We start from the raw sequence: 20,876 nt of genomic DNA on the forward strand, positions 1-20,876 counted from the left end.
CCCACATGGTCAGTGAAACCGAAGCGTTCTGGGCTCTCGTCAACCAACCGATCTGGCTCGGGACTGTTGGACTTTTGTTCGGTCTCGCGATCGGCTCGTTCCTCAATGTGGTGATCTACCGGTTGCCCCACGGAGAATCGATTGTCTATCCGCCCTCGCACTGTCCTTCTTGTCAGACCAATATCAAACCGTGGGACAACATTCCGATCGTCTCGTATCTCTGGCTGCGCGCGGCCTGTCGCCACTGCGGACAGCGAATCTCGCTTCGCTATCCCGTGGTCGAGTTGCTCACGGGAATCGTCTTCGCGCTGATCGCGCTTCGTTTCGGTTTTACCTTCGGGACCCTGATCTTCTCGGTGTTTTCCGCCGGGCTGATCGTGGCCGGACTGGTGGATATCGATCATCAAATCATTCCAGATGAGATCTCGTTGGGTGGCCTCGCCCTGGGCCTGGTCGCGATGCCGTCGTGGATGGTCTATTCCGGGGCATCCGTCGCTTCGGCTCTACAATACAGCCTCGTGGGTGCATTGATCGGCGGAGGAATGCTGTGGATTGTCGGCTTTGCCCACGCCCGTGTCTGCGTAGCGGTCGGAAGAAAGTTCGAACACTGGCCCGGCGAGGGAGAAGAAAACCCTCGCCCAAGTGATCCCGACTATTGGATGTGGTTTCCGGGCATGGGTTTTGGAGATATCAAGTTGCTCGCGATGATCGGGGCCTTTCTCGGCCCGGTCGGAGTGGTGACGACCGTCTTGCTCGCCTCGGTTCTGGGTCTCGTTCTCGGCGTGGGGTGGGCGGTTGTTTCGCGCAGTTGGAACAGCCCGTTTGGATTTGGTCCCGCGATCGCGGGTGCGGCCCTGCTGTCTTTGTTTCTCCCTTCTCCTCTCTTCCTGATGGGCTGAGCCGGGGGGACGCCGAGACATGTCTACCACCACGCACAAAACGAAAGACAATGGGAGTGCCGGTAGCGGCCCATGGATGGATTCACGGCGCGTCGTCCTGCTGTGCGGGGTGATCGCCATCGTTGTGGTTCGCTTGCTTTCCATCTACACCGAGAGTGTGAACTGGGACGAATTCAACATCGTTCACAACGCCGCCTGGACGGTTCAATCCGGCGAATTGCACGCGGGAGGGCGACCGGGTCTGGCCGTGTTGGTGCTGCTTCCGTTCGTTGCCGATTGTCAAAACGAAATTGTGGTTGTGCAGAGGGCGCGGATCCTCTGGATGGTCTTCACCCTGGTGAGTCTTGTCGGCTTCGGATGTCTGATCCGACAGCTGGGGCAGAGCCTCTCGCGACGCAATACCGATGCGCTGCTGGGTGTCGCGCTGCTCGCGTTGGTGCCGGATTTTCTGGTCTGGTCGATCCAAATACGCGCCGATCAGCTCGCGATCGCTGCGGCGATGTGGGGTGGTGTTGCCTTGATGGCGTCCCGTCGTGTACCGGGCTGGGCATCGGCTGCGGGACTCTTGTTCGGCTTGGGGACCCTGTCGAGTCAGAAAGCAGTCTACTTGATTGCACTGTTCGGGCTGTTGGCAGCCGCTGACGTGTGGCGAGCGCGCGAGCGTCAATTTACCCGGGAAGGGCTTCGCTGCGTTCTGTGTTTTTCGGCGATGGGAATGGTGATCGTCGGGTTCTACACACTGATGCCACAGATTTTTGGTGCCGGCGCCGAAGCTCATGCGAATGCGCTTTCTGTACCGCTGCCGGCACTCACCGCCGAGAGCGCGGGAAACCAGTTGAAGTTTCAGTTGAACGTCTTCGACTATTACCGGTCGACCATCGGATATTCACAGTATGTCGAAATGTTGCCGACCCTGGTTCCCCAGCTGTGCCTAGCCGGATTGATGGCGATCGCGACGCTGCGGCTTGCAGTGCGAAGACGCCTTCCGCCTTTTTCGTTGGTCGTGGCCTGGGCCGTCATGGCGCTTGGACTGGCGGTCGGATTGTTTCACGCCGGAGCCTTCAAGTACTTCTGGATGACCTTGGGGGTGTTTCCAGCGGTAGCACTGGTGCTTGCTCGTGAATCCGTCGAAGCGCTTCTCGATTCGTGGGGGCAGCCCCTGCGCCGGGGCGCAGTCGTTTTGTTTTGGTGTGTGCTGATCGTTCCCGCGCTGGTCCAGAGCGTGCAGTTGCTTTCGGATACCCAGGAGGTTCAGCGACAGACCTTCGATTTTGCCCGGAGCAACTTCGCGCCATACGAAGCGGGGTTTCACGCAGAGGCGGGGCTCTTCTGCAGTGATGATGCGAATCAATTTCCGGCCTATTTCTCGCAGTTGATCGAGCGAAAATTTGGCGCCGCGGCCGGCTGCGCGGAGTGCGCGCCCAATCTGATCCGCGAGTTCGAACAGAAGCAAGTCAAGTACGTGGTGGCTTCGTTTCGGCTGACTCAATTTCCGCCGATCGTTCAAACGTTCTGGCAGGAGAACTACTTGCCGTACCACGGTTCGCTGATGGTGGCAGGAAAGTTCTTGAAGGCAGATCGCGACCAGGGACACCTCGAACTCGTGATCGACGGAGACTACCTATGGCTTCCCAACAAGCCGCCTGCGGAAGTAACGATCGACGGCAAACTCGTCCGCACGGGAGAGCGAGTGACGCTTGTGAGGGGAGGGCACGAGGTGCGCTTTAGCGATCGCGATACTGCTGGCATGCTTGTGTTGGCGATGGACGGTCCGCCGCAGTTGCCACTTCGTCAGTTCTATCGGGATTTCTGAACTGGGTTGTTCGGAGACGCCAGAATCGGCGAGGGTTAGTAGGCGCCCTTTCGGGTGAGTACGACTCCGATGGTTCGCAGCATGATCGAGAAATCGAACAGGAGAGATCGGTTGCGGATGTAGTAGAAGTCATACTGAAGGTTCTCTGTCATCGGGAGTTCCTTGCGGCCTAGGATCTGCCACAGGCCGGTGATCCCCGGCAGCACCGCGAGTCTTCGGCGCTCCCATTCATCGTATTTTTCGACCAGGAACGGCATTTCGGGGCGAGGGCCGACCAGGCTCATCTCGCCTCGCAGCACATTCACCAGTTGTGGGAGTTCGTCGATACTGGTGTTGCGCAACCATTGGCCGAAGCGAGTGAGGCGCGGGTCATTGCCGCGCTCGGGAGAAGCCGCGTAGGAATCAACGTCGGTGCGCATGGTTCGGAGCTTGTAGGTGATGAAGGGCTTGCCGGACTTGCCGATGCGGGTCTGGGTAAAGATGGCCGGCCCTGGACTTTCTTGTCGAATACGCATGGCGCACAGCGCCAGGATCGGGAGGCTGAGCGCGAGCATGATGCTTCCCAAGACCAGGTCGGTCCCGCGCTTGGCCACGTCATAGAACACGTGTACTCCCGGACGTCCCAGGCGTACCAAGGGCAGATCGTCGATCAAGTCGACGGGGGTACCCGCGGTCAGAACTTCGAACAGGTTGGTCACCACCCGGAACGTCATTCCGAGATCTTCCAGGTCGAGCACCATGGCGAGCATTCGCGTATGTCCCATCGAGGGCAGCGCCACGAAGACTTCTTCGACCTGCTGTTCGACGGCGACCCTGCGGATATCGTCCACCAGGCCCAGGACCGGACGGTTGGAGATGTCCTTGGGAAGCTCTGCCGGGTCTTCGGTCAGAAAACCGACCACGCGGTAACCCGTCTCGGGATGATCTTGCAGCTTCTGCAGGAGTCGAATCGCGTTGATTCCGGTTCCGATAATCAGCGCTGGAACTTCGGACTTGCCATTGCGTTGAAGGTGTCGGGAAATCTTGTAAAAGGCGACGCGGCTGGTTCCCTGAAGGACCAGGTTCAGCCCGCCCAGGAGCAGGATGACGGTTCGGCTGAATTCGAACTGCTTGAAGAAAAAGAAGCTCACCGCACTGATCACGACCACGCCGAGGAACACCCCTTTGAACAGGTTCTGGATGTGATCGACCAGGGTGCTCATGCGTGCGCTTCGATAGATGTCGAACCACCAGCAGGTCGCGATCCATGGGACGACGATCGCGGGCAGCGCAACTCGATAGGCATCGAAAGCGTTCGGAGGGTTGCCGATCACGCCGCTGAGGGCGACGCGAAGCCAATAGGCGCCGACCCAGGCCGCAGAGACCAGCAGAATGTCGGTTCCGATATGAATGCGGCGCAGGGTTTTCGCATTGATCTTCGTCATCATGGTGGGGGCGTTCAGGCCTCCTCGGGCCCGGCCGTATTCGTGAGCGAGAACGGTTCTGAGTGTCGATCCTTTGTCGGATGGTCCGCGACTGCGCTTGAGACGCGACGGGCGTGCCCACAGGGCGATCCTGGGGGCCGCTCCCGGGGAAAGAGGAGTGAGAATCAACTTCTCGGCCTTGAGTTGCATCGCGGTGCGGCCGATGGACCAAAGACGCGGGCCGCGGCGGGGGCGGCGTTCTCTGTCCCAATCCACCCGTGCGCGAAGTACCACAGCAAATACAAGACCACGATTGCACTTGCACTCTAGGGGATGGATGTGGGAATCGAGCTTAGCTGGCTGGGACAGTCTGGAGTCAGGCTGAACGCCAATGGCATTGTTCTTTATGTCGATCCCTACCTCTCTGACTCGGTCGAGAATGTCCACGGTCCCGAGTATCGGCGTCAGCGGCCAATCCCGATGGCGCCTGCCGAAGTCGATGACGCCGACTATGTACTGATTACCCACGAGCATCTCGATCACTGCGATCCCGAGACCCTTCCCGCAATCGCCGTCGCTTCGCCCGGGTGTTCGTTTCTGGCGCCCCGGGAACTTCGGAAAACGCTGCTCGGATTTGGCATTGGCGAGGAGAGAATCCTGCCCGCAGACGAGTCTTGGTTATCGCTTGGGCCCGGAGTTCAGGTGCATCCAGTTCCCGCAGCGCACCCGGCCGTGGAACGCGATGGAGACGGTTGCCTCCGCTACTTGGGGTTCGTGATCGATTGTGGGGGAAAGAGGATCTATCACGCGGGGGACACGTCACCCCACGAACACGTGATCGAAGCGCTGAACGCGCTCGCGCCCATTGCTGTGGCCATCTTGCCGGTCAACGAATTCAATTTCTTCCGCAGTCGAAAGGGAATCGTCGGGAACATGAGCGTGCGTGAAGCTTTTGGCCTGGCCGAAGAAATTGGAGCCGAGATGGTGGTGCCTGTTCACTGGGACATGTTTGCGCCGAACTGCACCTACCCTGAAGAAATCGAGTTGATATACGACAAGTTGGAGCCCCCTTTTGAACTCTGTTTCGAACCGTCGGAGTTCTAGGTCAAATTCATGCTGGTGAGCATCATCATTCGCACGCTGGACGAGGAACGGCACCTTCAGTCGTTGCTCGAAGGAATCGAGTCCCAGGAGACTCCGGGTCTCGAGGTTGAAACCGTGCTGGTCGATTCCGGGTCGGAGGATCGAACCCTCGAGATCGCCGAGGAGTACGGCTGCAAGATCGAACACATTTCGCGCGAAGACTTCAGCTTCGGACGTTCGCTAAACCAGGGCTGTGCTCGGAGCCAGGGCGAAATTCTGGTCTTCGTAAGCGGCCACTGCGTCCCCTGCGATGCGCACTGGCTCGCGCGCCTCTGCGAGCCCATCCGGGACGGTCGAGTGCAGTACGTCTACGGAGCACAGTACGCCGGGCCGACGACCCGCTTTAGCGAGGCTCGGTTGTTTGAACGGCAATACCCGGAGACCAGTGCCGTCCCCCAACAGGGAATATTCTGCAACAACGCAAACGCCGCGCTGCGACGCGATGTCTGGGACAAGTTTCAATTTGCGACCCATTGCTCGGGTCTCGAAGACATGGAGTTGGCGAAGCGGATTACTCGAGCGGGTCACGCGATTGGCTATGAGGCCGGGGCCAAGGTCTTCCATCACCACGACGAGCGCTGGAAGGAAATTCGCTGGCGGTTCGAACGCGAAGCCCTGGCACTTCAAGAAATCTTGCCGGACGTGCACATCAGTCGGATGGATTTTGCGCGCTACTTCGTGAGCGCGGTGGCGCACGACCTGGCTCGGGCCCGGGAGCAGGGAATCGCGATTCGCAAACTCCACGAAATCGTTTGCTTTCGCTGGCAGCAGTATCTCGGGTCTTATCGCGGCAATCACAAGCTGCGGATGCTCTCGCGCCGAATCAAGGATCAATACTTCTATCCGAAGCGGATCGATCTCTCCGATCATGTTGACGATGCTCGCCCGGATACCGGAGCCCATCGTGAGTGAAACCGGAACGTCAAATCGAGTTGTCGCGCTACTTCCGATGAAGGCGCACAGTGAACGGCTCTCGGGCAAGAATTTCCGAGAGTTTTGCGGCAAGCCACTGTTTCGCTGGGTGCTCGACGCGTTGCTCGGTGTCGAAGAAATCGATCTGGTCGTAATCAATACCGACGCCCGAGAGATCCTGGCGAGCCACGGTCTGGAGGCGGGCGACCGAGTGCAGATTCGCGACCGCAAGGACGAACTGTGCGGCGACTTCGTCAGCATGAATCTCATTCTCGAAGACGACCTCCGGGCCGTGCCCGCCGACAGCTACCTGATGACCCACACGACCAACCCGCTGCTGAGTCGCGGCACCATCCAAAGCGCACTCGCGAGCTACTTCGAGGGAAAGAAGGAAGGGCTCTGCGATTCGCTCTTCACCGTCAACAGGTTCCAGACTCGCTTCTATCGCGGTGATGGCAGCGCGGTCAATCACAACCCCGAGCAGTTGCTTCGTACCCAGGATCTCGAAGTCTGGTACGAGGAAAATTCGAACCTCTACATCTTCGATCGCGAGAGCTTTGCGCAGACGCACGCCCGCATCGGTAGCGAACCGAAGTTCTTCGAATCGCCGCTCTGCGAGGCGGTCGACATCGACGACGCCGCGAGCTGGCACCTGGCCGAGTTGATCGCACGGGGCATGACGGGAGAAGCCTCGTGAAGATTTTGATCACCTGCCCGCCGATGCTGGGATTCATCGAGCAGTTTGCCCCGCTGATGCGCGAACGGGGCCTGGACTTCGATGCCCCCAGCCTCACCCAGACCATGCCCGAACGAGAACTCGAGAAGTGCATTGGTGATTACGACGGTTGGATCATCGGGGACGATCCCGCGACTCGGGCGGTCTTCCAGGCCGGCGTGCGCGGAAACCTCAAGGCCGCGGTCAAGTGGGGGGTCGGAATCGACAACGTCGATATGGCGGCTGCCCGGGAACTCGGAATCCCCATTGCCAACACGCCGCAGATGTTCGGCGATGAAGTCGCCGATGTTGCGCTCGGATACTTGATCGGACTCGCCCGAGATCTATTCGTCATCGATCGATCGGTTCGCGATGGGGGATGGGATAAGCGCCGGGGAATTTCGCTGTCGGGAAAGTGTGCCGCGCTGGTCGGTTTCGGCGACATCGGTCGTGCACTGGCGCGGCGGTTGGTCGCGATTGGCATGAAAGTCATTGCTTACGATCCAAACTTTGTGCCTCAGCCGGGGCTCGAAGCGATCGAATCCGCAGTCTGGCCGGATCGACTCGAAGAAGCCGACGCGTTGTTGTTCACCTGTGCGCTGAACGAGAAGAACCATCACATGCTCGGTCCGGCAGAACTCGCACGGGTAAATCCCGGCCTGCGTGTCGTCAATGTGTCCCGGGGTGGGCTGATCAATGAATCGGCCCTGATCAGCGCGCTCGAGCAGGAGCGTGTTCACTCCGTTGCGCTGGATGTCTTTGAGACGGAGCCGTTGCCCGAGCGATCGCATTTGCGTGCCTTTGGCGATCGGGTCGTATTTGGTGCGCACAATGCTTCCAATACCGAGGACGCCGTGATCCGCGCAAGCTATCGCGCTCTCGACCTGCTCTGCGGGTTCCTCGGTATTCCGGTCTCGGACACCTCCCCATGAAGACCGCGCTGATCACCGGGGCCGCCGGCGGAATTGGACAAGCGCTCTGCCTGGCGTTTCGCCGGGCGGGATATCGCGTGGTCGGAACGGACCTGAAGCCCGATGCGCACGACGGCAATGACGGTCCGGACTGCGATGCCTTCGTCTGTGCCGATCTCTTGTCGATCGTGCAAGACGAGCAAATCCAATGCGACGTCGTCCAGAGTCTACGAGCAGCACTCGGGACGACGGAATTGACGGTCTTGGTGAACAATGCGGCGCTTCAGGTCGTCGGGCGTGCAGCAGACCTGACCGTTCGCGACTGGCAGCGCAGTCTCGACACCAACGTCGTCGCCCCCTTTGCGTTGATCCAAGGGCTGTTGCCCGAACTCAAGAGGGCGCGGGGCTCGGTGGTGAACATTGCGAGTGTTCACGCGCAGCTCACCAAGCCCGGCTTTGCGGCCTATGCGACGAGCAAGGCCGCGCTGGTCGGACTCACGAAGAGCCTGGCGGTCGATCTCGAGGGTTCGGTACGCGTGAACTGCATCAGTCCTGCGGCCACCGAAACGCCAATGCTCGTCGCAGGTTTCAACGGTCGCGAAGAAGCCCTCGCGCAACTCGCGCAGTGTCATCCGCAGGGCCGGATCGCTGCGCCCGACGAAGTCGCCCGGGTCGCGGTGTTTCTGGCGAGTGACGATGCATCGTTCGTGAATGGCGCGGTCCTCGATGTCAACGGAGGGATCGGGGCCCGGCTCCACGATCCGGAGTAGTTGCGATGCAAAGCCCTTCGTTTCGTCTCCGCAGCTGTCTGCCCATCCTCCTGCTCGCATTGATATTGCGCCTCGCTGGCATTGCGACCGAGTCGTTTTGGGTCGACGAAGCCTTTAGCGCGACCGCGAGCCAGGGCTCTTTGAGCGAGATCCTGGAAACGAACGCGCGGGATACCCATCCCCCGGCGTACTACCTGGGCCTGTCCCTGTGGCGGCAGATGTTGCCGAGCGACGAATCCCAGACGGACCCGACAACCCTGGCCGTCGCCCTGCGCGGATACAGCGTAGTTTGGAGCCTGCTCGGAATTTTTCTGTTGATGGAACTCGCCAGAACCATGGCGGGCAACGGCACCGCGCAATTCGCCGGGATCTTTGCCGCTGTAAACCCGCTCGAGATCTACTTCGCCGACGAAGCCCGTATGTACACCCAGGCGGCTGCCCTTTCACTCGGCTCCGCTCTGGCCTTGTGGCACTGGACGCGCGCTGTGAGAAACGGTGCGGCGGTAGCCGTCTGGTGGAAGGCCGCGGCGGCGTTCGCCCTGTGCGGAGTAGCGTTGCTCTTCACTCACTACGTTGGTGCGACGCTACTCGTGGGACAAGGGATGTTGGCGTTGCTGATCTTTGCGCGGCAAAGAGCGTGGTCCGCCGTTGCCGGTCTGGCGCTCGCGGCCATCGCGGTCGGCTTGATGTTCTCGCCCTGGCTCTTCTACGTCCTGGGATTCCGGGAGTCCCTCGTCAACGAGGTGGGCCTGGACTGGATGCCGTTTCCCGGTGTCGTCGACTACTTCTCCTTCGTCGGTCGCGAGTTCTTCTGGGGCAGGGCGCTCACGATTCATCAGCACGCGCAATGGTGGATTCCAACAGCCTTGCTACCCGTGGGCATCTTTGCCGCGGCGATCTACCTGCGCGCACACGACGCGTCGCGCTCCGGTCGCGACGCTGCCCTGCATTTGCTCGGACATATCGCCTTTCCCCTGCTGGTCTGTGCAGTGATTTGTGCCAGCTATCAGGTGGTCTATTACCGACCTCGCTACAGCATCTTTCTGCTTCCGTATTTCCTGATCGGGCTGGCGATGGCGTGTCGAGGGCTCGGTTCGCGACCTGCGATCAAACTGTCCGCACTGGCCGTGGTCTGCATGATGCTCGTCGGGGCGGGAGTACAGGAACAGACTGCTCAAAAACACGCCTGGCGCGAAACTGCAGAGGGTTGGCCGGCGATGGACGCCCCCGCCTTCTATGTCGTGCTTCCCGCTCGCCATCAACGGCCGCTCGGCCACTATCTGGGCGGCCGAATTCGCCACACCCCTCGCCACGTTCTCGAGCGACTCGGACCGCTGCCCAGAGGTGCTGTCATCTGGGTTGCGAACTGGCCCGAGTCTCTTGAGCCAGCGGATGCAAAGTACCGAGATTGGTTGAAAAGTGTGGGGTCAGCACGCCACCAAACATTGTCCAGCTACTACAGTCTCACCCAGGTCGAACCCGAGGGTGGCGAGGCAATACCCTCGTATGCCGCAGAGCGATTTCGCGCGTGGTATCGCCCCTTCGATGTTCGCGGCGAGGTCGCGGGCTTTAGCGACGCTGCTCGCTTCGGGCCGCTTTCTTTCGACGCGCTGGGGCAGGCGGTGCGAAAGAGTGAGCACAGCGCCTGGCTTCGCTTTGATCGAATCGTGGCGGGTGATGTGCTGGTTCTTCGGGCCAGCCCGCAAGGCAGCCCGCAAGGTGTAGAAGAGGGGGCTGCTCTCAGCCTGCGTGCGCTTCGCGCCGAGGATCCGAGTCGACTCTTCACCGCGGGCACTGATGTGAGCTTCGACGCGGCGAGTTCGGAGTATCAGGTGACCGCACCGCCCGGCGATGCGCCATTCTGGATCGGCTGGCAGATCCCCGAAGCCTCGGGAAACGCTCTGTTGCTGCACTGGGTCGGGATTGCGCCGGGCCGAGCAGTGGGGATGGCAATCCTCGACTGATTTTGCATTGTCTGTCGAGTCGATACGCCCAGCCAATCCCAGCCAAGCAAAGAAATTGGAGAAGGTTTTGCCCGGACCCGGTAATTGGAACTTGATTGGACAGACCCTGTCCAATCGCTACGTGGTCGAATCGGAGTTGGGCGCTGGAGGCATGGCGACGGTCTATTCCTGTATGGACCAGACCCTCGGCCGCAAAGTTGTCATCAAGGTTCCCCACGCCGAGTTGCTGCAACAACCCGGCTTTCGCGAGCGCTTCATCGAAGAAGTGCGCAGTCTGATCGCCCTCGTGCATCCCCATATTCTGCCCATCCAGGACTACGGTGAGTTCGAAGGCGTCCCCTTTTGCGTAGTGGCCTATTTCTCGGGCGGCGATCTCCGGATGAAGATGGACGCGTCCGATGGTCGTATCGCCCTCAGCGAACTCGATCAGTGGGTTCCCCAGATTGCGAGCGCCCTCGACTTCATGCACTCGAAGGGCATCGTCCACCGGGACATCAAGCCAGACAACATCTTGTTCGACGAACAGGGCAATGTGTTGCTTTCCGATTTTGGTATCGCCACGGTGATGCACGATCTGAGTCCGGATCAAACCCAGATTGCCCCCCAGCTCACCCAGGTCGGAACCTTCGTCGGCACCACTGCATACGCTCCTCCCGAGGCGATTCGGCGCGAACTGTCTGGGGCCTACGATCAGTACAGTCTCGGGGTCACGATCTATCTCGGGCTTTCTGGCGAGATGCCGATTCGGGCGTCGACTCCCGAAGAGACGCTCGTCCTCAAGTCCAGCCAGGATGCGATTCCGATCAGCGACGTGGTGAAGGATATTCCGGACGCAGTTGCAAAGGTGATCATGAAGTCGATCGCCCGGGATCCCAAGGAGCGATTCGCCTCCTGTACCGAGTTTGCCAGGGCATTGTCCCGCGCGACGGCCCCCGCATCGCCGCAGTCACGCAACACCATCGCGGCGATCGCCGGATTATTTGCGCTCGGGGCTCTAGCCTTTGGACTGTACTTCTTCACCCGCAGCGAAGAGATCGCAGTTCCGGCGTCACTCCCCGGAACCGTCTTCGAGGCGGGCAGCACCCCAGAAGAGATTTCCGCCGCGATGACCCTGTGCGCGCAATACCAGCAGAGCTGCGATCCTCGCGACTACGAATCGGAGATTCTGCGGGAGGTCCGGATCGCGGACATCGAGGCCGATCGCACCGAGGTCACAAACGCCGAGTTTGCCGAGTTCGCAACTGCGACGGGTCATATCACCGATGCCGAGACGAAGGGTTTGAGCCACCACGATGGTTGGATTGAACAGGCGGGATGGAATTGGCGCAACGTCGATGGCTCCGGGGCGACCCCCAGTGTCGAGCACCCGGTGGTCCACGTGAGTCAAAAGGATGCGGCTATGTACTGCGAATGGGCGGGCAAGCGTCTGCCGACCGAAGTCGAATGGGAGTTCATCGCCCGAGGCGTCGAACGGCGAGTCTTTCCGTGGGGCAATGAGTGGGATGGGTCGCGGGTTCGTTGGAAGGACGGGTCCAAGATCTCGCTCGAACCCGTGGGTTCATATCCACTCGGCGCGACCCCCGATGGCTTGCAAGACCTCGCGGGCAATGTCTGGGAATGGACTTCGAGCCGTACGAATGCCGGGAAGTCGGTCTTGAAAGGTGGTGCCTGGAATACCGACAATCCTGCGTACTTGCGCTCGGCGATGCGCGCTGACGAGCTGGCGGACTTCAGCAGCGACGACGCCGGTTTCCGCTGCGTTCTCGACCTGTAGGGAACCTTTTGACGCTTTCGGGAACCCTACTGTCGCCGTGCAAAGAGCGCGGCCGGAGCTAGAATATCCAACGATCTCAAGCTTCATTCGGTGGAGTGTTTCGATGAAATCAGCCGCGATGTACACGATTGCCCTGGCGACTTCGCTCGCGTTCGGTGCATTCGCCACGGTGAGTGGCGCAGCACCTCGAGATGAGGTGCTGGAAATTCTCAAACAGGTCGTGTCGCCCAGCGACAGCCTGAAGGTCTGGGCCAACGATGGAGACGGCCTTCCCCTGGAAGAAGGCACGCCGATTGCCTTTCACTTCGCATCGAGCGACGACGTCCATCTGACGGCCATATACCTCGACGCCGATGGCAACCTGGTACTGCTTTATCCTGCGCCGGAAGGGACGATCCTGAGCGGTCAGCAACAACTGGATCTCGACGTCGGGGAAGCCACGACCCCGTACGGGCAGGAATCACTCTTTGTCGTGGCGAGCAAGCAACCGATCACCCGCGAGTCCCTCGGGATTCAGTCGTCAGACGAGTATGCGATGGTCGGAAGCGACGATGCCATGGCGGTAGCAAAAAAGTTGCGGGATATTGTTGCCCAGGGCGGCGCCGGAGTTTCGGGTGCGCAGGTCGATCTCCATATCGTGCCGGGCAGGAAAACGGGGCAAGGCTATACCCGAGGTGGCATCGTTCAGTATTTCTCCGAGGCCACTCGCTCCCTTCACCGTCCGAAGCTCGCCCTCGACATCAACTTCGAATCCGGATCTTCGGATCTGCGCGACGACGTGCGCGGTGACCTGGACGTCGTGGGTGCGGCCCTGAGCGACGAACGACTCAGGGACAAGCGCTTCATGCTGGTCGGCCACACGGACCATCTGGGCGACGCGGCCTACAACCAGGCGCTTTCCGAGATGCGCGCCGAATCCGCCCGGCAGTATCTGATCGATACGTATCAGATCGCTCCCGAGCGCATCCAGTTCAAGGGCTTAGGCGAGTCGCAGCCCATGATGAAAGGGCAAGATGCAGCCGCGATGAAGCGCAATCGCCGCGTCGAACTCGAGCTGGTTCCCTAGCTATTCGCCCGATCGGGTTTCGAGCTGCGCTTTGATCCAGCTGTAGGTCAGTTCGAGACCCCGCTCCAGGCTTACCTGGGGTACCCAAGCTAGAACCTCGCGCAAGCGCGCATTGTCGCTGTTGCGCCCGCGCACGCCCTGAGGTTTGTCGAGGTTGTAGCGGCGCTTGACGTCCTTCTCCGCGATTTCGGAGACGATCGTGACGAGTTCATCGATCGACAGCATGCGATCCTGGCCGAGATTGAGTGGTTCGCAGTAGTCCGACCGCATGATCCGCTGCAGTCCCTCGACGCAATCGTCGATGTAGCAATAGGATCGCGTTTGCTTGCCGTCGCCCCAAATTTCGATCTCGTCACCGGGGTTGGCCAGCGCGAGCTTGCGACAAATTGCAGCCGGAGATTTTTCGCGGCCACCGTCGTAGGTTCCCAACGGGCCAAAAATGTTGTGAAAGCGCACGATGCGCGTTTCGAGTCCATAGTCTTCGCGGTAGTGCGTGCACTGTCGCTCGGAGAACAGTTTCTCCCAGCCATAGCCGTCTTCCGCATCCGCGGGGTAGGCGTCCTCTTCCTTGAGAGCTTCGCAATCGGTTTCGGTCTGGCGGTACATCGGATACACGCAGGCCGAGGAAGTGTAGAGGTAGCGCTCAACGCTGTGCTGTCTCGCCGCTTCGAGCATGTGGATATTGATCAACACATTGTCGTGCATGATCTCGGCCTTGTTTCCCGAGATGAACCCGATGCCGCCCATGTTTGCCGCGAGGTTGTAGACCTCATCGATCTGTTCGCTGGCCTCGAGACAATTTTCCCAGCGCCGCAGGTCGAGCAGCGCGAATTCCTGGGCAATCGACGGCTCGAACTCGGGTTCCTTGATGTCCACGCCGCGGACCCAATGTCCCTGATCGACCAGGGCATTGACCAAATGGTGTCCAATGAAACCCCCGGCTCCGGTTACGAGTATCCGCTTCTTCTGCTTCACGGTCCTGCTCCAATGTTTGTACGTAGCTGCGCCGCGGTTTCCGCTCAGCCTGCCGCCCGCCGTGCCAGTCGCTCCCGGCACACTTGAACGGCGAAGGCCCAGATAAACCTCGGGTTGTTGTAGAGGTAACGGCGCCATAGGCGCCCAGGTTCAGTCAAAAGTCGAAAAAGCCACTCGAGCCCGGCTCGTTGGAGCCAGCCCGGTGCCTGGAGCTTGCTGCCGGCGATGAAATCGAATGCCGCTCCGACGCCGACCGAGGTGCAGTGCAGTCGGTCGCGATGTTCGGCCATCCAACGTTCCTGCTTGGGACAACCGAGTCCCACGAAGAGAATCTGGACCCCCGCAGCTTCGATGGCGGCGACCAGCGATGCGTCTTCGTCCGGGGTCAGAGGGCGAAAGGGCGGAGCATGGCTGAAGACGATGTCGAGCTTCGGAAAGTCCCGGCGGAGCTGCCGAGAAAGCGCAGCCAGGGTTTCTGCGGTGCCGCCCAGGAAGCCTACCCGGCATCCGGTGGCTTCGGCTTTGGCGCACAATTTTGGGGTCAAGGTCGGACCGTAGACTCGTTCGGCGCGGGGTAGGCCGAGGAGTCTGAGTCCCCACACCAACGGCACACCATCCGAGGTGACGAGGTCCGCACCGTTTACGACCCGGCGATAATCCGGATCGTCATAGGCTTCCATCACCATGTGCACGGTCGCTACACACACGCTCGCTCCGCGTTGGCTGCGACTGAGCTGGCAGATCAGCTCGACGGCTTCTGCGTAGTGTGTGCAGTCCACCCGCATACCCAGGATGTGACGGGATTCGAGGCCGATACGACTCTTCGACTCGTCTCGGATCGAGTCGCCAGGTTCGGCTTGCAATGAGGCATTCATCGGGGCTTGTATCGGCGAATTGTGGATCGGAGTTGAGCAACCCGAATACGCCAAAAGACTCGCAAGACGGCGGACTTCTCCCTGAATCTGCTCAAGCGGGTGTCTAGCGTTCCCGATGCAGATCGGAGATGAGGACGATTGTGCGAGTCATCGAGGTCCAGTCCGAAGTGGCCCATTCTACGAATACGCGAATAGTCGAGCGGCCCCGGTACGCGCTGCAGGGTGGCCTGCTGTGCCTGCTGGGTCTAGGGCTCTGGCTCCTGAGCGGCTGCGCTGTGGATGAACCCGCACCCACGCTGCCCCCCGGACATTGGATCTACGGCGACGCCCAGGTGGTTTCGGAGATTCTCGAGTCGCTCGAATCGCTGCGCGGAACGCCGGTGGCTCGCGCGGCCGTTCAGCTGCGAGAACGTCTGGCAGACTGCGATGATTTTCTGGCCCACCCTGCGGACCTCGAAACGCAAAATTGGATCGACGACGTGCGCTGCGCGACCGCGGCCCAGGTGCCCGATTCACTCGTTGCACTGAGGGCCGACGCCGACCTCGCCATCGTGGTGGAGACCCAGCCGGGGCGTCAACTCAGTGGACAGCTCGTGCGCACGCCCACGGGAGCGATCTCGATCGTCGCCAGGGTCGACACCCCGACCGAATTGAGGCTCGCCGGGCTGTTGGTCCCAGGCGAAGATCCGGCGGGTGCAAACGCATTGAGCGCCGCCGAAACCCTGGTGCACGCGCGGTTGCGCCCCGCCTCGGGTTTAAACGTCGCCGCCCTGGTATCCCAAGACAGCCAGGCCGATCAGATGTTTCGCCTGCGCAGCGAGTTGTTCCTGGGACAAGTTCTCGACGGCACCTGGGAAGTTGCGATCTACATGCCCCGAGAGGGGCTGCTCACGCCGCCGGTAGCGCTTGCCCTCGACTACTCCCTGCGCCCCGCGGCGAAAGCCGCAATGGAACAGTTCGTGTCCGAACTCGAAGCCACCTGGCCCATTCATCACACGGACTACGTTCACGACATGCCCAATGGCCAGGGCAAGTTCGCAGGCGCCTGCTTCCACGACCTGCGTCTGCTGCCGGACTTGGTTCCGTGTTACGTCTTGACCGAGCGCAGCATCGTGATCGGTTGGAATCCGATGAGCATCAACCTCGCGCTGAAATCCTCCGCCCAGCCGACACTCTTCGGAGAAAGCGGTGGACTCGTCGTCCATCTCGATCGGCTGCCCGAAGCCGATCGCCGGCTTCAGCAACAGCTGGGTACCGGTGAGGGCAGGGCGAACTTCGATTACGTGTGGGACCAACTTCGGATCGACGGATCGAACGACGGCGAACGTCTAGAGCTTCGCGTTCAGCTCGCATTGGATGGGGCGTCATGATGCTGCGGGCCCTCGGCGTCGTCGCAATGTCCGTAGCCGTGGCGGTCGCACTGTGGCTAGTCAACGCCGCCGGGCGTCCGTCAGAGCGCCAGCAGCTGATTGTGGCGATGTGCGATGCGGTGGGGGACGGCCAGTACGACGAAGCGATTGCGTCATCGGCTTCGCTGGTTTCTCCGGACCCCGACGGCCGCACCGCGGCCGAATGTCGTTGCTGGGCCCTGCTCAACCGCGATCGCCGGGACGACTGCGCAAGCCTGATCGACGAACTGCTGCTCGCGGAGCCCGAGGCACCCTGGGTTCCCCATCCGGTGCTTGCGACCCTGGTGTCGCGAGTTCGCTCGCAACAGGGGCGCGTCGTCGAGGCGGCGAACCTCGCTCGCAAGGCGGCGGCCGCGCACCCCGGAGACCTCAAGCTGCTCGAACTCGAAATCTTGACCCGCACTGCAGTCGAGGGCCAGCAGGCCAGCCATGCAGCGATGGAGGCGCGCATCGGCGATGGGCTCGAATCGTTTCCACTCCGCATCGCGATCGCATCCTCTCATCTGGGCCACTTTGATGCCGAAGCTGCAATGCGAGTGCTGGGCGAGAAGCCTCCGCCCAAGGGTCATCCGTTGCTGCTGATCTGGTTCGAAACCCGCGCCAGCGCAATCGCGACCCAGGGTGAAATCGGCGCGCTCAAGCGTCACTTTGAAGTGTGGGAAAACACGGGGGCCGATCCGGCAGACCTTCGCGCGCGCTACGCGTTGCGGGTCAGCGTCTCGCACCTGCGCGATCCCGACAAGACCGCCATCGCGCTGCTCGAAGAGGCTTTGGTCGACCAGGCCTCGCTGGGGGACGCTCACTTGCGCTGGGCGCTCTTCCGGCGGTTGATCGGAAGCTTGATCGCCGACAGGCGTATTGACGACGCGTTGGCGCTCTATGACGACGCTCTTCAATTTGTTGCGTTTCCCAATCTCACGCGGGCAGAAATCGCCCGGGCGACCTCACCGCTTCCAGTTGCAGATGTCGCCGCAGCGTCGACCCAAACCGGGCGTTTCCTGTTTCGACTCGGCGCAAACGCACAGGCCGGTGGAACGCTGCTGGTATCCCCCGATTCGAGCGAACCCCCGGACCGTGACTACGAAGCCTTTGCCCTCGAACCGGGACAAACGATAGAAATTGCGCGCAGCCTGTCCTTTACGCCCCAGCGCTGGGTCTTTCGCGACCATCAAGGGCGGACCCGGGGGTCCGGCATGGCCTGGCCATTGGCGGGCAGCCAGGTCGGGGTCACGATCGAACCTCGCCCTCCAGTCGAATCCGTGGAGAGCGAGATCGTGGGTCCCACCCGAGCGCCCGACGGTCAACGGCGCTTGTTCACGATCATTCTCGATTGTGCGGATTGGCGCCTCACCCAGTACCTGCGGGCCCGGGGCGAATTGCCGCTGCTCGACCATCTGCTGGTTCATGGCTATCGGGCCGTGCTCGAAAGCAATCCGGCTTTTACCGCCGCGGCCATGGAAGCGCTGGTCTGGCCCATGCGCGGTCGCTCGGTGAGTTTCCTCGGTCTGGTGCAGCGGATGGGTCTCGAACTCGGAGGCCTGGCGTCGGTGGGGGATAATCCGCTGGGTTTTCTGTCCGCCGTGCTGCCCGAGAGTGAGAGTCTCTTCGAGCGGGTCGGCTCCGGGGAACTCGTCGCCGCCAACATGCTCTTTTCGCACGGGGGCATCGACGCTGGCCATCACGCGCAAATGATCGGACCGTTGGGCGCGCGGCGAAAGCTCTTGCTCGCGAACTCCGTTCGAACCTTGACGGGCGAAGAGCTCAGTCGCTTTCCGGGGATCGACATGGGTCCGCGTCAGCGTCGTCGCATGGAGACCATTGCCGCCGAGTTCGATACCGCAGTAGAGATCATTCGCCGGGGAGAGATCGATTTTCTGGTGTTGCGAATCGAGCCCCTGGACCTGTTGACCCACGCGTTCTTCCGAGACTTGCTTTCGGGGGGACAGGACGACGGCAAGAGTCCGCTCCTGGCCGCGTATCGCTATATCGATGCCCGACTCGCCGAGGTTTACGCAGCGATGGATCGCGACGACATCCTGCTCGTCATGTCGGACCACGGAATTCGCACCCCGATGGAGCACGAAACCGATGCGCTCTTCGTGCTTGCAGGGGCCGGGGTTCCGACCGGACGTGCGCCGGGCCAACCGCATCTGCGCGGGGTTCCGCGCATTCTCGCGGGCTTGCTCGGCATCGAAACCGAGTGGCCCGATTCGGGGGTGGCCTCCTGGGTCGAGGTGCCCGCGTCCTCCCAGGCCGCGTCGCTTTAGCGAGTCAGAGTCAGCCTAGAACGGGGTCCTCTAGAATCTCGCAATGATGTTGGTCTGAATGCGGATTCGTTTTATTGGCGTCACACTCTGATGTCCCCTCAAGTCGCGATTGAGCACCTTGCCAAAGTAGGTGTGGAGATCGAAATCGATGTTCTTCCAAATTTGGCGGATGACGAAGGCTTGAAATCCCTTGCCGTTGGTAATTCCGTCAAATAGGGAACTGTCGCCCAGCATCGAGGGAACGGCGTCCGCTTCGATTTCGAAGTAACCCAGGCCCAACCTGACCGTGGCGGTCTTGCTGCCCACTTCGAAGCCAGCTCCGAAGCCTAGATTCTGTTTCCCCTGCCCGATGCCAACCGCACTGGCGTTATAAATCAGATTGCCCCAAACGGTGAGAGGCCAGTTTTCGCAGCCCGTCCACGTCATCGCGCCGTGAAATTCGATCAAGTCGATCTCGTTGTTCTTGGAAAGCCCGCTCGTATTGCCGCCAAATCCGAAATTTTCCCCAGCCTCGCCCAAGCTGCGTTCAAAAAAGTCATCATTCAATTTGCGCAAGGCGTAATAGCTGAGTTGAGTCTTGAGGTGCAGTTGTTTGTGTGCCTTCAAGTCGTTTTCGAGCTGTACGCCCAAGATTATCGGGTCACGCTTAAAGGCATTTTCGTCGATCACGAAGTAGCCCACGTCGAGGTTCGTGGTCCAGCGGTCAGCTGGGGTGGCGGACCAGCCCAGTGCTACGCCCTCTGGCATCTGGTCGACGTCCCACATGAGCAAGGCCGGGCCGAGTCCTTTCGGTTTGAAGGGGTTCGACATCTTCCCGAACGTCAATGCCAGTGAGTCACCGAAGATCGGCTTTTCACTGCCGTGGGGTTGGAAGGTCAGGTAGGCCCGATCGATGAAAACCCCATCGGGGTCGAAGTCGTCTCCAGAACCAAGGGTTTGGTTGGAGGTGTTTGCACCCGATCCCGTAGCAAGCCTGAAACCCGCGTCGAAGTAGTCATTGAGTTCGGTTGTCGCGCCCAGACGCAGTCGATACCGCAGTCGATGACGATCTCTGCGTCCAGAGACGATGAATTCTTCGCTGCGCGCGCGAAAGTCTCCGCCAAAGTCGATGCGCTCGTACCAGCTCGCCTGGTCCTCGCTGGCTCGCGTGGGATTTGCGATTCCAAGCGCCAGGCCCGTCGCGATTGCCGCAGCCACGATCGATGTCATCGATGTCAACGTGGACTTACACAAACCAGATTTTGCCACGGGCATGAACAGAATGTCCTTTCCGATCCTTTATGACGATACGATGCAATATCAACGGCACGGGTGTTCATCGGTCAGCCGTGCGGCTTGGATCCCCGGGGAGGATTTGAACCTCTATGGACTCGCTGAGGAAGCCGAGTTCGGCCTCTAATCGGTGGTTTTGAGCACTTGTTTTTTTCAGCAGCAGCGTAGCAGCAATCGTTCTTGCTGAACCGCACACTGAACTGTGTTGTGTTTCGGTCAACTTTCGCCACCTTGTCTGGCTTTTCTGCGCGGTTCCTCGGCCAGTTCACCGAGCGTCACGACTACTCCGTCACGCTCAGGTCGCCCGTCATCATAAGATTCAAGCATCTCTGCACTGGCCCATCGGCACTGCTCAACGATGTCATCACGGCTGACCCCAAAGGCTCTGAGGGCGCTCACCTGCGTATGTTTCAGCGCTTGGTACACCGGCATCCAGGGCAGGCCAGATCGGTCTGTGGCGCGCTTCCACATCTGTCTGAGCGCATCCTCACCCCAGAGTGGACCGACTGCTTGCGGATGACAGTTCTTGAACAGCGGCGTTTTCTCATCGAACCTGGCACCGGTGCAGTGCTGCTGAATCAATTCCTGAACAAAGGGTGGCATCAGGTAGTCGCCGTCATGGTCATTCTTGGTCTTGTCCAGGATCGCAGCCGTAGATGCCGGGCCTGCAGCACTCCGCTCGATGTAAATCCGGCCATCCACATAGTC

The 20,876-nt window shown here is 60.6% G+C and carries 17 protein-coding genes; 12 read left to right on the forward strand and 5 right to left on the reverse strand.

The annotated features are described in order from the left end of the window. Window positions 1-5 precede the first annotated feature (5 nt). Window positions 6-899 carry a prepilin peptidase gene (locus IH881_11780; protein MCH7868367.1) on the forward strand — a complete coding sequence of 298 codons (894 nt, stop codon included), beginning with the start codon at window positions 6-8 and terminating at the stop codon, window positions 897-899. 19 nt (window positions 900-918) lie between these two features. Next, on the forward strand, window positions 919-2,712 hold the full coding sequence (locus tag IH881_11785) for a hypothetical protein (GenBank protein ID MCH7868368.1): 1,794 nt from the start codon (window positions 919-921) through the stop codon (window positions 2,710-2,712). 35 nt (window positions 2,713-2,747) lie between these two features. Here the strand turns inward: IH881_11785 and IH881_11790 are convergent, their stop codons facing one another. Continuing rightward, window positions 2,748-4,139, reverse strand: coding sequence for a sugar transferase (locus tag IH881_11790; protein MCH7868369.1), 1,392 nt, complete (start codon window positions 4,137-4,139; stop codon window positions 2,748-2,750). A gap of 315 nt (window positions 4,140-4,454) precedes the next feature. Here IH881_11790 and IH881_11795 point away from each other — a divergent pair, with 315 nt between their 5' ends. From IH881_11795 to IH881_11830, 8 genes are all read left to right on the forward strand, one after another. Beyond that, complete coding sequence (locus tag IH881_11795) at window positions 4,455-5,219, forward strand: MBL fold metallo-hydrolase (GenBank protein MCH7868370.1); 765 nt, start codon at window positions 4,455-4,457, stop codon at window positions 5,217-5,219. Between the two features lie 9 nt (window positions 5,220-5,228). Next, window positions 5,229-6,170, forward strand: coding sequence for a glycosyltransferase (locus IH881_11800; protein MCH7868371.1), 942 nt, complete (start codon window positions 5,229-5,231; stop codon window positions 6,168-6,170). A 37-nt stretch (window positions 6,171-6,207) separates the two neighbouring features. Beyond that, complete coding sequence (locus IH881_11805; GenBank protein ID MCH7868372.1) at window positions 6,208-6,867, forward strand: acylneuraminate cytidylyltransferase family protein; 660 nt, start codon at window positions 6,208-6,210, stop codon at window positions 6,865-6,867. Further along, a complete protein-coding gene (locus IH881_11810; protein MCH7868373.1) occupies window positions 6,864-7,817 on the forward strand; it encodes a phosphoglycerate dehydrogenase in 954 nt (317 codons plus the stop codon). The genes IH881_11805 and IH881_11810 overlap by 4 nt, the downstream gene beginning before the upstream one ends. Beyond that, window positions 7,814-8,566 (forward strand): SDR family oxidoreductase, encoded by a 753-nt coding sequence (locus IH881_11815; GenBank protein ID MCH7868374.1) that lies wholly within the window; start codon window positions 7,814-7,816, stop codon window positions 8,564-8,566. The genes IH881_11810 and IH881_11815 overlap by 4 nt, the downstream gene beginning before the upstream one ends. Window positions 8,567-8,571: 5 nt before the next feature. Beyond that, window positions 8,572-10,530 carry a hypothetical protein gene (locus IH881_11820; GenBank protein MCH7868375.1) on the forward strand — a complete coding sequence of 653 codons (1,959 nt, stop codon included), beginning with the start codon at window positions 8,572-8,574 and terminating at the stop codon, window positions 10,528-10,530. Window positions 10,531-10,597: 67 nt separating this feature from the next. After that, window positions 10,598-12,304 carry an SUMF1/EgtB/PvdO family nonheme iron enzyme gene (locus IH881_11825; GenBank protein MCH7868376.1) on the forward strand — a complete coding sequence of 569 codons (1,707 nt, stop codon included), beginning with the start codon at window positions 10,598-10,600 and terminating at the stop codon, window positions 12,302-12,304. A 103-nt stretch (window positions 12,305-12,407) separates the two neighbouring features. Further along, window positions 12,408-13,370, forward strand: a complete 963-nt coding sequence (locus IH881_11830) for an OmpA family protein (protein MCH7868377.1) — start codon at window positions 12,408-12,410, stop codon at window positions 13,368-13,370. Here the strand turns inward: IH881_11830 and IH881_11835 are convergent, their stop codons facing one another. Both IH881_11835 and IH881_11840 read right to left on the reverse strand, forming a co-directional pair. Continuing rightward, window positions 13,371-14,483 (reverse strand): NAD-dependent epimerase/dehydratase family protein, encoded by a 1,113-nt coding sequence (locus tag IH881_11835; protein MCH7868378.1) that lies wholly within the window; start codon window positions 14,481-14,483, stop codon window positions 13,371-13,373. Then, entirely contained in the window at window positions 14,390-15,220 is an 831-nt protein-coding gene (locus IH881_11840) for a WecB/TagA/CpsF family glycosyltransferase (protein ID MCH7868379.1), read from the reverse strand. Before IH881_11840 ends, IH881_11835 begins: the two co-directional genes overlap by 94 nt. Before the next feature lie 167 nt (window positions 15,221-15,387). Between IH881_11840 and IH881_11845 the strand changes: the two genes are divergently transcribed. Together IH881_11845 and IH881_11850 are read left to right on the forward strand one after the other, a co-directional pair. Then, entirely contained in the window at window positions 15,388-16,590 is a 1,203-nt protein-coding gene (locus tag IH881_11845) for a hypothetical protein (protein ID MCH7868380.1), read from the forward strand. Next, on the forward strand, window positions 16,587-18,896 hold the full coding sequence (locus IH881_11850) for a hypothetical protein (protein MCH7868381.1): 2,310 nt from the start codon (window positions 16,587-16,589) through the stop codon (window positions 18,894-18,896). The genes IH881_11845 and IH881_11850 overlap by 4 nt, the downstream gene beginning before the upstream one ends. 30 nt (window positions 18,897-18,926) lie before the next feature. Here the strand turns inward: IH881_11850 and IH881_11855 are convergent, their stop codons facing one another. Together IH881_11855 and IH881_11860 are read right to left on the reverse strand one after the other, a co-directional pair. Beyond that, a complete protein-coding gene (locus IH881_11855) occupies window positions 18,927-20,150 on the reverse strand; it encodes a putative porin (GenBank protein MCH7868382.1) in 1,224 nt (407 codons plus the stop codon). A gap of 234 nt (window positions 20,151-20,384) precedes the next feature. After that, window positions 20,385-20,876: hypothetical protein (locus tag IH881_11860; GenBank protein ID MCH7868383.1), on the reverse strand; the 492-nt coding region annotated here is incomplete at its 5' end.

Source organism: Myxococcales bacterium, from assembly GCA_022563535.1.
Lineage (GTDB): Bacteria > Myxococcota_A > UBA9160 > UBA9160 > UBA4427 > DUBZ01.

Coding starts and splice junctions, on each gene's coding strand:
- IH881_11780 (MCH7868367.1), top strand. CDS start 6: ATGGTCAGTGAAACCGAAGCGTTCTGGGCTCTCGTCAACCAACCGATC.
- IH881_11785 (MCH7868368.1), top strand. CDS start 919: ATGTCTACCACCACGCACAAAACGAAAGACAATGGGAGTGCCGGTAGC.
- IH881_11790 (MCH7868369.1), bottom strand. CDS start 4,139: ATGATGACGAAGATCAATGCGAAAACCCTGCGCCGCATTCATATCGGA.
- IH881_11800 (MCH7868371.1), top strand. CDS start 5,229: ATGCTGGTGAGCATCATCATTCGCACGCTGGACGAGGAACGGCACCTT.
- IH881_11805 (MCH7868372.1), top strand. CDS start 6,208: ATGAAGGCGCACAGTGAACGGCTCTCGGGCAAGAATTTCCGAGAGTTT.
- IH881_11815 (MCH7868374.1), top strand. CDS start 7,814: ATGAAGACCGCGCTGATCACCGGGGCCGCCGGCGGAATTGGACAAGCG.
- IH881_11820 (MCH7868375.1), top strand. CDS start 8,572: ATGCAAAGCCCTTCGTTTCGTCTCCGCAGCTGTCTGCCCATCCTCCTG.
- IH881_11830 (MCH7868377.1), top strand. CDS start 12,408: ATGAAATCAGCCGCGATGTACACGATTGCCCTGGCGACTTCGCTCGCG.
- IH881_11835 (MCH7868378.1), bottom strand. CDS start 14,483: ATGGCGCCGTTACCTCTACAACAACCCGAGGTTTATCTGGGCCTTCGC.
- IH881_11840 (MCH7868379.1), bottom strand. CDS start 15,220: ATGAATGCCTCATTGCAAGCCGAACCTGGCGACTCGATCCGAGACGAG.
- IH881_11850 (MCH7868381.1), top strand. CDS start 16,587: ATGATGCTGCGGGCCCTCGGCGTCGTCGCAATGTCCGTAGCCGTGGCG.
- IH881_11855 (MCH7868382.1), bottom strand. CDS start 20,150: ATGCCCGTGGCAAAATCTGGTTTGTGTAAGTCCACGTTGACATCGATG.